The following is a 13,856-nucleotide window of genomic DNA, read 5'->3' on the forward strand; positions in this document are numbered from 1 at the left end:
GGACGCCGTCGGTGTAGGTGACGGTGGTCTGCTCGGCGGTCCGGACGTCGCGGCCCTTGGCGGGGTCGGCGGGCAGGACCTCGACGGCGGTGTCGGTGCGGTCGGCGGCGATGAACTGGAGGCGCCCGGCGGGGACGTCCAGAACGACGGTGATCGGGGCGGTGGTGTCGAAGGTCTGCATCGTGCTCTCCTGAGCTCGCTCGTTGTTTCTGACATTGGAAAAGCTACGTTGCTTTCAACATCCAGGCAACATGCTCGTTGCGCAAAATCCGCATCACTGCAGGTCAGATCAGGGAAATCATTGCAACGACCCTGCTGATTAACGCAACGCCCCGCGGCAGTCCGTTGCAATGATTGAGAGATGAACGCTATGACGGGGGGTCAGGTGCCCCGCTGGACCGTCGAGCGCGTCAAGGCCGCGTCAAGGTCGCGTCAAGACGGGCGGGCGGATGCGGAATGAAGGTCACCTGATCACATAACCTTCGCCCTGCTGCCGACACGGCGGCGCAGGTAGCAGGACGTGAACAGGGGCACAAGGTGAGTTCGTCGAGTGAGGCGCCTTCCTCGCGGGGAAGCAGATTCCGGGCATGGTTGCTGGAGGGCCTGTCCGACATGGCCAAGCAGCACCCGGGCCCGCATGCGCAGGCGCCGGCCGAGCACAAGGGTGCGCGGTGGTGGCGGGTGATGTGCCTGACCGGTCTGGACTACTTCTCGACGCTCGGCTACCAGCCGGGCATCGCCGCCCTGGCGGCCGGCCTGCTGTCACCGGTGGCGACCATCGTCCTGGTGATCGTCACCCTGTTCGGCGCGCTGCCGGTGTACCGGCGGGTGGCCAAGGAGAGCCCGCACGGCGAGGGGTCGATCGCCATGCTGGAACGGCTGCTCTCCTTCTGGCAGGGCAAGCTGTTCGTGCTGGCCCTGCTGGGGTTCGCGGCGACGGACTTCATGATCACCATCACGCTGTCGGCCGCCGACGCGACCGCGCACCTGGTGGAGAACCCGCACCTGAGCAGCGCCCTGTCCGGCAAGCAGGTGCTGATTACGCTGATTCTGGTGGCCCTGCTCGGGGCGGTCTTCCTCAAGGGCTTCGGCGAGGCGATCGGCCTGGCGGTGGCGCTGGTCGGGATCTACCTGGCACTGAACGTGGTCGTGGTGGTGAACGGGCTCTGGCACGTCTTCCAGGCCCCGCAGCTGGTGACCGACTGGTCGGACGCGCTGACCGCCGAGCACGGCAACGTGTTCGCCATGATCGCCGTCGCGCTGGTCGTCTTCCCCAAACTGGCGCTCGGCCTGTCCGGCTTCGAGACCGGCGTCGCCGTGATGCCGCACATCGAGGGCGACCCGGACGACACCGAGGCGAAGCCGACCGGCCGGATCCGCGGCGCCCGCAAGCTGCTCACCACCTCCGCCCTGATCATGAGCGGGTTCCTCATCACCACCAGCTTCATCACCACCCTGCTGATCCCCAAGGAGGCGTTCCAGCCCGGCGGCGAGGCCAACGGCCGGGCGCTCGCCTACCTGGCGCACGAGAACCTCGGCAACACCTTCGGCAGCATCTACGACGTCTCCACCATCGCGATCCTCTGGTTCGCGGGGGCCTCGGCGATGGCGGGCATGCTCAACCTGCTGCCCCGCTACCTGCCCCGGTACGGCATGGCGCCGCACTGGGCGCGGGCGGTGCGGCCGATGGTGATCGTGCTGACGCTGATCGCCTTCCTGGTGACCTGGATATTCGACGCCAGCGTGGACGCCCAGGGCGGCGCGTACGCGACCGGTGTGCTGGTGCTGATCAGCTCCGCCGCGATCGCCGTCACCATCGCGGCCCGCAAGGCCCGGCAGCGCAACTGGACCATCGCCTTCGCCGTCATCTCCGCGGTCTTCCTCTACACCACGGCGATCAACATCGCCGAGCGCCCCGACGGCGTGAAGATCGGCGCCTGCTTCATCGCCGGCATCATCCTGGTCTCGCTGCTCTCCCGGCTCAAGCGGGCCTTCGAGCTGCGCGTCACCGACATCGACTTCGACGAGGCCGCCGAGCGGTTCATCCGCGACTACCGCAACCGCCCGATCCGGCTGATCGCCAACGAGCCGAGCGGCCGGGACCTCGCGGAGTACCAGGCGAAGAAGCGGCAGATCCGGGCGGACAACGACATCCCGGCCGAGGACGACCTGGTCTTCGTCGAGGTCACCGTGCGCGACCCCTCGGAGTTCGAGGCCGCGCTGACCGTCCGCGGCGAGGTGCTGCACGACCGCTACCGGGTGCTCTCCCTGGAGAGCTCCAGCGTGCCGAACGCCCTCGCCGCCCTGCTGCTGAGCGTCCGCGACCGCACCGGACAGCAGCCGCACATCTACTTCGAGTGGACCGAGGGCAACCCGTTCGCCCAGTTCCTGCGGTTCTTCCTGTTCGGCCAGGGCGAGGTGGCCCCCGTCACCCGCGAGGTGCTGCGCGAGGCCGAGCCCGACCGCTCCCGCCGCCCGCGCGTCCACGTCGGATAGCGGCGGGAGCGCGTACCCGGGAACGGAGGAGGTCATGACGCCGCCGCCCCGGAGGCGCGGCTCCGTCAGTCGGTGACCGTCGTGCCCCGCACGGCGGCGAGGAGGTGGTCGCGCGAGGCGGCCACCTCCTCCCGCAGCGCCCGGAGGTCGACGTCCAGGATCCGCCCGGCCCACTTGCGGACCCGGCCGGCGACGAGGACGGCCTCGATGTTCCGGGCGTCCGCGCCCAGGACGACGGTGCCGACGGCGTCGTTCAACGGCATGTTGTTGACCTCCTCCGCCGTGATCATCAACAGGTCGGCCTGCTTGCCGGGAGTCAGTGAACCGGTCACGTCCTCCAGGCCGTTGGTCCGCGCGCCCTGGAGGGTGGCGAAGTCCAGCACGTCCCGGGTGCCGATCCGCGACGGTTCCCGGCCGCTGCCGTGGACGGCCTCGACGGCACGCATCCGCTGGATCGTGTGCAGGGCCCTCATCTGCGTGAACATGTCGCTGGCCAGCGCGACTTCGACGTCGATGCCGAGACCGGGCCGGACCCCCGCCGCCAGCGCCTCGTCCACGGCCGGGACGGCGGTGTCCAGCCCGATCTGGGCGTCGGACGTCGGTGCGAGCGAGATCGTGGTGCCGGTGTCGCCGATGGCGCGCCAGGCGTCGGCGGACAGACCGGTGGCGTGGATCAGGGTGACGTGGGGGCCGAGCAGCCCCTGCGCCTCCCACTCCAGGACCGCCCGGGAGGACGCCGCGCCGAGGACGGCGTCGACGCTCACGCCCACGCCGTACTCCGCCGCCAGCCGCGCCAGGCGCGGGCCGTACGCGAGACCGGGCCCGGCGATCTCGTCGGTCGCCAGCGCGGCCAGCCGGAACGTCAGCAGGTCGCCCCCGTACTCGGCCTTCAGCCGGGCGAGGTCCTCCGGCCACTGCCGGTCCCAGGCGCCGAAGTGCGGGCCCATCGCGGCGTGGACGCCCCGGATCCCGGTGTCGGCCAGGGCCCGGACGGCAGCGTCGGAGTGCGCGGCGGTACGGGAGTTGTGCGAGAAGTCGAGCATCGTGGTGATGCCGGCGTCGAGCGCGGTGAGCGCGGCCAGCCGCGTCCCGGTGTACATGTCCTCGGGGCGGTAGGCCGGCGCGAAGCCGAGCAGCGTGCCGGTCACGTACCCGGCCAGGTCGTCGACGTCCGGCATGATCCGCCGCAACTGGGCCTCCCACGCGTGGCGGTGGGTGTCGACGAAGCCGGGCGCGAGGATCGTGCCGGAGGCGTCGACCACGATCGCGTCGCCGGCGGCCGGCAGGTTGCGGCCGACCGCGGCGACGGTGGCGCCCTCGACGAGCAGGTCCGCCCCGTCCAGGACGCCCAGAGCCGGGTCCATGGTGACCACCGTCGCACCGGTGAACAGGATGCGGCGGTGCGGGTCTCCCGCGCTGCGGCGCAGCCGGTCGAGGACGTCCTGGCGGGCGAAGTCGGCAGTGTTCAAAGGGGGTTCATCCGTTCCACGGCTGGAGGGTGGGGCCGGGCGCCACGACGGCGCCGCCCGGACAGCCTGCGCCGGTCCGGCCACGGCAACCAGGCCGCCGCGCTCCCTGGGTGCGGCGCACCCAGGGAGGACGCTGGGCAAGGCACCGCGGGCGGCCTAACGTCGGGGCATGCACACCGACACCGCCGCGCGGCACCGCACCACCCTGGGGGAGTTCCTCAAGGCGCGCCGCGCGCTGCTGCGCCCCGAGCAGGCCGGGCTGCCCGGCCACGGCCTGCGCCGCGTCCCCGGCCTGCGCCGTGAGGAGGTGGCCCTGCTCGCCGGGGTCAGCACCGACTACTACCTCCGCCTGGAACAGGGGCGTGAACGCAACCCCTCGCAGCAGATCGTCGACGCGCTCGCCCGCGCCCTCCGGCTGGACGACGAGGCCCTCGCCCACCTCCGCCGGCTCGCCCGCCCGGTGGCACGCCGCCGCCCCGCGGGCACCGGGCGGGTCGGGCCGCAGCTGCTGCGCCTGATGAACGGCTGGTCCGGCACACCGGCCCTCGTGGTGAGCGGTGCCCTCGACGTCCTCGCGCTCAACCCGCTCGCCGCCGCCCTGTACAGCGCGTTCGCGCAGCCCCGCAACCTGGTGCGGATGACGTTCCTGGACCCGGCCGCCGACGCGTTCCACCGGGACCGGAGCCGGGCCGCCCGGGCCGCGGTCGCCGCGCTGCGGGAGGCGGCCGGCCGGGACCGGGACGACCCGCGGATCATCGAGCTCGTCGGCGAACTGTCGCTGAAGAGCCGGGCCTTCGCGGAGCTGTGGGCGCGGCACGAGGTCCGTGGCAAGACCGGGGAGGCCAAACTCTTCCACCACCCGCAGGTCGGGGACCTCGACCTGCACTACGAGGCCTTCGCCGTCAGGAGTGCACCGGGGCAGCAGCTCGTCGTCTACCAGGCGGAACCCGGCTCGCCGTCGGCCGACGCGCTCGCCCTGCTCGCCGGCCTCGCCGCGGAGGCCGCCCCGGCCGCGGACGCCGGCACGGTCACCGAGCCCGCCGAGCCCGCGGACGCCTGCACGGTCACCGCAGGGGCCGCCGGCCGTCCGGCATGGAACGCGGTGCGCGGTACGTTGCCGTGAGGGCGAGCGCCGGGCACCCGACCCGGCGGACCGGACGGAGGTGCGCGGTGGCGAGCCGGGAAGAGGCCGTCTGGAGACGGGCGCCGCTCGGGGCCGGCCAGTCCCTCGACCTGCTGACCGCCCGCTTCGACCGGCACGTGTACGCGCCGCACAGCCACGCCGAGTACACCATCGGCGTCTGCGTGGGCGGCCTGGAGGTCATCGACTACCGGGGCGGGCGGCTGCACGTCGGCCCCGGCGAGATCGTGATCCTCGAACCGGGCGAGGTGCACACCGGCGGCCCCGGCACCACCGACGGCTACGCCTACCGCGCCCTGTACGCCCCGCAGTCCCTGCTCGCCGGGGCCGCCGGGGAGCCGTCGCACTTCGCGCAGCCCGTCGTGGACGACCCCGCCCTCGCCGCCGCCCTGCGCACCGCCCACACCGAGCTGAGCGCGCAGCCCGCCGACGCGCTGGAGGCCGAGTCCCGGCTGTCCTGGCTGCTCGGTGCCCTCGCCACCCGGCACGGCTCGGCCCGGCCGGACCGCGACCCGGGGTCCGGCTCCGACCGGATCGCCCGTGCCGTCCGCGACCGGCTCGCCGACGAACTCCTCGCACCGCCCGCCCTCACCGAGCTCGCCGCCGACTTCGGCCTGTCCCGCTACCAGCTGCTCCGCGCCTTCCGCGACACGATGGGCCTGCCGCCGTACGCCTGGCTCGCCCAGCACCGGGTGGCCCGGGCCCGCGTCCTGCTGGAGCACGGGCTGCGGCCGGCCGAGGTCGCCGGGCTGGTCGGCTTCGCGGACCAGGCACACCTGACCCGCTGGTTCCGCCGGGTGCTCGGGGTCACCCCGGCCGCGTACCGCAACAGCGTTCAAGACGGCCTGCGCTGATCCGGGCGATACTGCCGGGATGACTGCACGTGGCTGGTTTCTGTTCGCCCTGATGGGCGTCATCTGGGGCGTCCCGTACCTGATGATCAAGGTGGCGGTGGAGGGCGTGTCCGCGTCGGGCGTCGTCTTCGTGCGCTGTGTGATCGGGGCGGCGCTGCTGCTGCCGTTCGCGCTGCGGCAGGGCGGGTTCGGCGAGGTCCTGCGCCGGCACTGGAAGCCGATGCTGGCCTTCGCCGTGCTGGAGATCCTGCTGCCGTGGCTGACCCTGACGGACGCCGAGCGGCGGCTGTCCAGCTCCACCACGGGCCTGCTGATAGCCGTCGTGCCGATCATCGCCCTGGTGGTGACGCGGGCCGCCGGGCGCTTCCTCGGGGAGGCCGAACAGCTCGGGCCGCGCCGGCTGGCGGGCCTCGGCCTGGGCCTGGCCGGGGTGGCGGTCCTCACCCTGCCGCACCTGTCGGGCGGGGACGCCTGGTCGCTGACCGAGGTGCTGATCACCGCCATCGGCTACGCCACCGCGCCGCTGATCGTCGCCCGGCGCCTCCAGGACGTGCCGACGCTCCAGCTGATCACGCCGTGCCTGCTGCTCGCCGCCGTGGTGTACGCCCCGGCCGCGGCGCTGACCTGGCCCGCGACCGCTCCGTCGGCCCAGGTCTGGGCCTCGCTGGCGGGCCTCGGCGTGGTCTGTACGGCGCTCGCCTTCATCGCCTTCCTGGAGCTGATCCGCGAGGTCGGCCCGAGCCGGTCGGTCGTGATCACCTACCTCAACCCCGCGGTGGCGGTGGCCGCGGGCGTCGTCTTCCTGGGCGAGCCGCTGACGGCCGGCGTGCTGACGGCCTTCGCCCTGATCCTGGCCGGGTCGGTGCTGGCCACCGCCACCCGCTCCGGCCGGCCGGCGGCGCCGCAGGACGCCCCCGTGGCGGATGGTTCGGACCGAACGGACAGCGCGGACCGTACGCCCGCGCGGTGACGGCGGGCCGGACTTCGGGCTCGGCCGGGGCCCCGCCCGTCACCCGTCTCCCGCCCGCCGTCACCCGCCTCCCGCCGTGCGGCGGCGGGCGGGCATCGGTGCGAGGATGGGCACATCGGAGACGAGCAGATGAACCACGGAACGCCCGGAACCCCTGCGGACCCCAGCGGCTCCCCCCAACCCGCCGCCACCGCCGTCCCGGGGGCGATGCCACCGGAGCTCGAACGGGCCGCAGCCGTCGTCGTGGACGCACGTGGTGTGATCGTCGGCTGGTCGGCGGCCGCGGAGGCCCTGCTCGGCTACCCCGTGGACGAGGTCGTCGGCCGGCCGGTGTCGTCCCTGTTCGCCGCCCCGGACCCGCTGCCGTTCAGCGGCCCGGACGCGCCGCCGGTCCCGCCGCCCGCACCGCCGCCGGCCCCGCCACCCGCACCGCAGCCCTGGACCGGTACGGTGTCGGCCCGGCACCGCGACGGGCGGTCGGTGGCCCTCGCGGTGAAGGTGTGGCCGATCGGGGACCGCACCACGGGGGGTGCCGTCGTCCTCGCCTACACCGTCGACGACGTCCCCTGGTGGCAGGTCGACCGCGCCATGCTGGAGCAGGTCCTCGCCCGCTCACCCGTCGGCATCGCCGTCCTCGACACGGAGCTCCGGTACGTCTGGGCCAACGCGGAGCTGGAGCGGCTCGGCGGGGTCGGCCTCGAAGAGCGCCTGGGGCGCACCTTCCACGAGATCCAGCCCCTGATGCACTACGGCCCGGTCGAGGAGGCCATGCGACAGGTCCTGGAGACCGGCCGGCCCGTCCTCGACCGCGAGTTCACCGGGCGGGTGCAGAGCAAGCCGCACCAGGACCACGCCGCGGCCGCCTCGATCTTCCGGATCCAGGACGCCGCGGAGCGGGTCCAGGGCATCTGCTACATGGTCGTGGACGCCACCGACCGCTGGCGGGCCCGCCAGCGCCTGGCCCTGCTCAGCGACGCCGGCGAGCACATCGGCACCACGCTCGACGTGTTCCGCACCGCCCAGGAGCTCGCCGACTTCGCCGTCCCGCGGCTCGCCGACTTCGTGACCGTCGACCTCTTCGAGCAGGTCTTCCAGGGCGAGGAACCTCCGCCGCCCTCGGCCCGGAGCGCGCTCATCCTGCGCCGCGCGGGACACCAGTCGGTGCGCCCCGGCGTGCCGGAGGCCGTGGTCGCGATCGGCGACGAGACGGTGTACGCCTCCGGCTCGCCGGTCGGCCGCTTCCTCGCCGACGGCCGCCCGCACCTCGAACGCATCATGGACCGGGAGACCAGCCCGTGGCTGCTGGTCGACCCGGCACGCGCCGCGGTCGTCGACGAGTTCGACCTGCACTCCTACATGAGCGTGCCGGTCCGCGCCCGTCACACCACCCTGGGGGTGGTCGGCTTCGTCCGCTCCCGGCGTTCCGACCCCTTCGAACGGGAGGACCTCGCCCTCGCCGGCGAGGTGGTGGCCCGCGGCGCGCTGAGCATCGACAACGCCCGCCGCTTCACCCGCGAACACGCCGAGGCCCTCACCCTCCAGCGGAGCCTGCTGCCGCGGCACACCCCGACCAGTGCCGACCTGGAGATCGCCACCAGGTACTTCCCCGCGGCCGCCGGCAGCGGCGTCGGCGGGGACTGGTTCGACGTGATCCCGCTCTCCGGGGCGAGACTGGCCCTCGTCATCGGCGACGTGGTCGGCCACGGCGTCACCGCCGCCGCCACCATGGGCCGGCTGCGCACCGCGGTACGGGCCCTCGCCGACATGGACCTGCCGCCGGACGAGTTGCTGGCCCACCTCGACGACCTGGTGATCCGCTTCGTCGACGAGGAGACCCACGACGACTACCTGGCCGACACGGCGCTGCTGGGATCCACCTGCCTGGTCGCCGTCCTCGACCCGATCACCCGGCGGTGCACCATGGCCCGCGCCGGGCACCCGCCCCCCGCCCTGGTCGGCCCGGACGGCACGGCGGCGTTCGTGGACCTTCCGGCCGGTCCGCCGCTCGGGCTCGGGCTGCTGCCGTTCGAGACCGCCGAGGTCGAGCTGCCCGAGGGCGCGCTGCTGGCGCTGTACAGCGACGGGGCCGCCGAGGGCGTCGGGGGGAACCTCCCGGACGGCCTGCCCCGGCTGCAGGAGGTGCTCTCCGGTGGTGTCAGGACTCCGGAGGAGGCCTGCGAGGCGATCGTGGGCGCCTTCACGACCAAGGCCCCGCGGGACGACGTCGCGCTCCTGGTGGCCTCCGTCCGCGCCCTCGACCCGTCCCGCGTCGCGGTGTTCGACATCGACTCGGACCCGGCCGCCGTCGCCGGGGCGCGGGCCGGCGTGGCCCGCCGGCTGGAGGACTGGGGCCTCGGGCACCTGGCCTTCGCCACCGAACTGATCGTCAGCGAGCTGGTGACCAACGCCATCCGTTACGGGACGCCGCCGGTGCACCTGCGGCTGATCCGGCACTCCGTGCTGATCTGCGAAGTCGTCGACGGCAGCAACACCTCGCCGCGGCTGCGCCACGCGCGGACGACCGACGAGGGCGGCCGCGGCCTCTTCCTGGTCGCCCAGCTCAGCAAGCGCTGGGGGACCAGGTACGTGCCGGCCGGGAAGGCGATCTGGGCGGAGCAGGAGCTCGCCGGCGTCGAGGACGCCAGGCTCCACTGACCCCCTGAGCCCCTGACCCCCGTGGTGCCGCCCGGGGCCCGCCGCGTCCCTGCGGCAGGCACCTACGCCTTCCAACGGCAGCGCTACTGGCTTCCGGTCGGCTCCGTCGTGGTGGACGCGGCCGGGCTGGGCCAGTCCCCGGCGCGGCACCCGCTGCTGGGTGCGGCGGTGACGCTGCCGGCCAGCGGCGGCCTCGTCCTGACCGGGCGGCTGTCGTTGTCGCGGCAGCCGTGGCTGGCCGACCACGTGGTGGCCGGCCACGTGGTCGTGCCCGGAGCCGCGCTGGTCGAGATGGTGGTGCGGGCAGCCGATGAGGCCGGCTGCGGCCGGGTCGAGGAGCTGCTGATCGAGGCTCCGCTGGTGCTGCCGCCCCAGGGCGGGGTCCGGGTGCAGGTCACGGTGGACGAGGCGGACGCGTCCGGACGGCGCGCGGTGGCCGTCTACGCCCAGGCCGAGGACGCGACGTTCGCGGAGGAGTGGATCCGTCACGCCACGGGCTCGCTGGCCCCGGCCGATTCCCCGGCCGGCCGTGCGCTGGCCGAGTGGCCCCCGCCCGGTGCCGAGGCCGTGGACCTGGACGGGTTCTACCCGGCGCTGGCCACCAGCGGTCTCGTCTACGGCCCGGTGTTCCAGGGTCTGCGCACGGCCTGGCGACGCGGCGAGGAGCTGTTCGCCGAGGTGGCGCTGCCGGACGGCGTGAACGCCGCCGGATTCGGCCTGCACCCGGCCCTGCTGGACAGCGCGCTGCACGTGGCGGGCCTGCGGGCCGACGGTGACGGCCTGACGCTGCCGTTCGCGTGGAACGACGTGGAGCTGCATGCGTCGGGTGCGTCGGCGGCGCGGGTGCGCGTGGCGCCGGCGGCCTCGGGCGAGGGCGTGTCGGTGACGCTGGCCGACACCTCGGGCGACGTGGTGGCGTCCGTGGGGTCGTTGGTGCTGAGGGCCGCATCGGCCGAGGACCTGGCGGGTGGCGCGGGTTCCCCGGGCGAGTCGATGTTCGGCGTGGAGTGGGTTCCCGTCGCGGTCGCGGGTGCGGAGGAGCCGCACGGCCGCTGGGCCGTCCTCGGCGCGGAGCTGCCCGGTGCCGCGTCCTACGCCGACCTGGCCGCGCTGCTGGCGGCCGTCGACGCGGGTGGCAGCGTCCCCGAGGTCGTGGTGGCCCGGGTCGTTCCCGCGCCGGGCGGCGACGACGTCCCGGACGCGGCCCGCGCCACCGCGCTGGGCGCGCTGGGCCTGGTGCAGGAGTGGCTGGCCGCGGACGCGCTGTCCGGAGCACGGCTGGTGGTCATGACCGAGCGCGCGGTGGACGCGGGCCCGGAGGGGCTGGTGGAGATCGCGGCCGCTCCGGTCTGGGGTCTCGTCCGCGCGGTCCAGGCGGAGCACCCCGGCCGGGTGCTGCTCGCGGACCTGCAGGACCTGTCCGCCGACATCGCGGAGTGGCTGCGGGCCGGCGTGGCGTCCGGTGAGCCGCAGTTCGCGGTGCGGGCGGGCCGGCTGCGGGTGCCGCGGCTGGTGCGCGTGCCGTCCACGCCGGCTCCGGCCGGGACCGGAACCCGGGCCGGCACGGTGCTGGTGACCGGCGCCTCGGGCGCGCTGGGCGGTCTGGTCGCCCGGCATCTCGCCGCGACCGGCCGGGCCGAGCGCCTGCTCCTGGTGTCGCGGCGTGGCATCGACGCCGCCGGAATGCCGGAACTCGTCGCCGACCTGAAGGAGCTGGGTGTCGAGGTCGGCGTCGCGGCCTGCGACGTCGCCGACCGTGAGGAGCTGGCCGGGGTCCTGGACGGCGTGCCGCTGACGGGCGTCGTCCACGTGGCCGGTGTCCTGGACGACGGGGTCGTCGCCTCGATGACGCCGGAGCGGCTGGACGCGGTCCTGCGCCCGAAGGCCGACGCGGCGTGGCACCTGCACGAGCTGACCCGCGGCCGGGGGCTGGACACCTTCGTGCTGTTCTCGTCGGTCGCGGGTGTGGTCGGCAACGCGGGTCAGGCCAACTACGCTGCGGGCAACACCTTCCTGGACGCCCTGGCCGTCCACCGGCGCTACCTCGGCCTGCCCGGGACGTCCCTGGCGTGGGGCCCGTGGGAGCACGGCATGGCCGGCGAGCTCACGGACGCCGACCGCCGGCGGATGGCCCGCCAGGGCCTGCGTCCGCTGTCCGACGAGCGCGGCCTCGCCGTCCTGGACGCGGCCGTCGGCCGGCCCGAAGCGTTGCTGGTGGCGGCCGAGTTGGACCTGCCCGCGCTGCAGCGCTCCGGCGACGTCCCGGTGCTCCTGTCGGGCCTGGTCCGTGCGACGAAGCCGGGCTCGCGCACCCGGCGGACGGTCGGCCGGCCCGCCGCCGGTGACCAGAACGTGCTGGCCGCCCGGCTGGCCGTGCTGAGCCCGGACGAACAGCGGGACACCGTGCGGGAGTTGGTCCTGACGCAGGCCGCCCTGGTGCTGGGCATGCCCGGACCGGGCAGCCTCGACGCCGAACGGTCCTTCCGGGACGTCGGGTTCGACTCGCTCACCGCCGTCGAGCTGCGCAACCGGCTCGGCGACGCGACGGGCCTGCGGCTGCCGGCCACCGCGGTCTTCGACTACCCGACGCCGGCGGCGCTGGCCGGCTTCGTGCTGGCCGAGCTGGTCGGCGAGGTCGAGGCAGCCTCCGCGGGCTCCGCGCTCCCGGTGCCCGGCCGGGCACCGGTGGACGACGATCCCCTGGTGATCGTCGGGATGGCGTGCCGCTTCCCGGGCGGGGTGTCGTCCGCCGGCGAGTTCTGGGAGCTGCTCGCCTCGGGTTCGGACGCCATCGGCGAGTTCCCGGCCGACCGCGGCTGGGCGACGGACGTCTACGACCCGGACCCGGAGGCGCTCGGCAAGAGCGTCTCGCGGGAGGGCGGATTCCTGTACGACGCCGCGGACTTCGACGCGGAGTTCTTCGGGATCAGCCCGCGCGAGGCGGTCGCGATGGACCCGCAGCAGCGCCTGCTGCTGGAGACCTCGTGGCATGCCCTGGAGGACGCCGGAATCGACCCGAACACGCTGCGGGGCAGCGCGACGGGTGTGTTCGCGGGGCTCTTCTACCACGACTACCTGCCGTCGCACTTCGTGCCGGAGGAGGTCGAGGGGTACCTCGGCACCGGCGGGACGGGATCGGTCGCGTCGGGGCGGGTGGCGTATGCGCTGGGGCTGGAGGGGCCGGCGGTGACGGTGGACACGGCGTGTTCCTCGTCGCTGGTGGCGCTCCACCTGGCCTGCCAGTCGCTGCGCTCGGGCGAGAGCTCGCTGGCGCTGGCGGGCGGTGTGACGGTGATGTCGACGCCCGGCACCTTCATCGACTTCTCGCGGCAGCGCGGCCTGGCCCCGGACGGCCGCTGCAAGGCGTACGCCGAGGCCGCCGACGGCACCGGCTGGGGCGAGGGCGTCGGCGTCCTGGTGCTGGAGCGGATGTCCGACGCGCTGCGCAACGGGCACGAGGTGCTCGCGGTGGTGCGCGGCTCGGCGGTGAACCAGGACGGTGCGTCCAACGGCCTCACCGCACCCAACGGGCCGTCGCAGCAACGGGTGATCCGGGCGGCGCTGGCCAGTGCCGGGCTGTCCGCGGGCGACGTGGACGTGGTCGAGGGCCACGGCACGGGGACCCGGCTGGGTGACCCGATCGAGGCGCAGGCGCTGCTCGCGACGTACGGGCAGGACCGTCCGGAGGACCGGCCGCTGCTGCTCGGCTCGGTGAAGTCCAACATCGGCCACGCCCAGGCCGCCGCCGGTGTGGCCGGGGTCGTGAAGATGGTGACCGCGATGCGGCACGGGATCGTGCCGGCGACGCTGCACGTGGACGCGCCGTCCTCGCACGTGGACTGGGACGCGGGCGCCATCCGGCTGGTCACCGAGGCGCAGCCCTGGCCGGACGCCGGGCGCCCGCGGCGTGCGGGCGTCTCCTCCTTCGGCTTCTCCGGCACCAACGCACACGTCATCATCGAGCAGGCACCGGACCGGGACACCCCTGTCCTCCCCGCCGACGGCCGGGTGCTGCCGGTCGTGCCGTGGGTGGTGTCGGGGCGTTCGGCGGCGGGTCTTGCGGGGCAGGCCGGGCGGCTGGCGGAGTCCGTCCCGGCGGACGTGGACATCGCCGACGTGGGCTGGTCGCTGGCGACATCGCGGGCGGCGCTGGAGCAGCGCGCGGTGGTGCTCGGGTCCGACGGTGACGAACTGGCCTCCGGGCTGAAGGCTTTGGCCGAGGGGCGTGAGGTTCCCGAGGTGGTGTCCGGCACGGTTGGCGGTGTCGGCAA

General features: G+C 74.4%; 7 protein-coding genes and 1 pseudogene. 6 read left to right on the top strand and 2 right to left on the bottom strand.

The annotated features are described in order from the left end of the window. Nucleotides 1-181, bottom strand: a pseudogene (locus ABZ885_RS24685) (hypothetical protein); the annotation flags it as partial. Between the two features lie 431 nt (nucleotides 182-612). Between ABZ885_RS24685 and ABZ885_RS24690 the strand changes: the two are divergent. Then, nucleotides 613-2,496 (top strand): amino acid transporter, encoded by a 1,884-nt coding sequence (locus tag ABZ885_RS24690; protein ID WP_360192506.1) that lies wholly within the window; start codon nucleotides 613-615, stop codon nucleotides 2,494-2,496. Between the two features lie 65 nt (nucleotides 2,497-2,561). On the opposite strand, the gene ABZ885_RS24695 is transcribed toward ABZ885_RS24690, so the two are convergent. Beyond that, nucleotides 2,562-3,965 (bottom strand): amidohydrolase family protein, encoded by a 1,404-nt coding sequence (locus ABZ885_RS24695; protein ID WP_360192509.1) that lies wholly within the window; start codon nucleotides 3,963-3,965, stop codon nucleotides 2,562-2,564. Nucleotides 3,966-4,134: 169 nt separating this feature from the next. Between ABZ885_RS24695 and ABZ885_RS24700 the strand changes: the two genes are divergently transcribed. From ABZ885_RS24700 to ABZ885_RS24720, 5 genes are all read left to right on the top strand, one after another. Beyond that, a complete protein-coding gene (locus ABZ885_RS24700) occupies nucleotides 4,135-5,088 on the top strand; it encodes a helix-turn-helix transcriptional regulator (protein WP_360192511.1) in 954 nt (317 codons plus the stop codon). 47 nt (nucleotides 5,089-5,135) lie between these two features. After that, entirely contained in the window at nucleotides 5,136-5,960 is an 825-nt protein-coding gene (locus ABZ885_RS24705; RefSeq protein WP_360192514.1) for an AraC family transcriptional regulator, read from the top strand. A 19-nt stretch (nucleotides 5,961-5,979) separates the two neighbouring features. Next, complete coding sequence (locus ABZ885_RS24710) at nucleotides 5,980-6,930, top strand: DMT family transporter (RefSeq protein ID WP_360192517.1); 951 nt, start codon at nucleotides 5,980-5,982, stop codon at nucleotides 6,928-6,930. A 129-nt stretch (nucleotides 6,931-7,059) separates the two neighbouring features. After that, nucleotides 7,060-9,585 (top strand): SpoIIE family protein phosphatase, encoded by a 2,526-nt coding sequence (locus ABZ885_RS24715; RefSeq protein ID WP_360192520.1) that lies wholly within the window; start codon nucleotides 7,060-7,062, stop codon nucleotides 9,583-9,585. A 21-nt stretch (nucleotides 9,586-9,606) separates the two neighbouring features. Beyond that, the coding region (locus ABZ885_RS24720) for an SDR family NAD(P)-dependent oxidoreductase (protein ID WP_360192523.1) at nucleotides 9,607-13,856 on the top strand (4,250 nt) is incomplete at its 3' end.

Origin of the sequence: Kitasatospora sp. NPDC047058 (genome assembly GCF_040643935.1) — a bacterium.
Lineage (GTDB): Bacteria > Actinomycetota > Actinomycetes > Streptomycetales > Streptomycetaceae > Kitasatospora.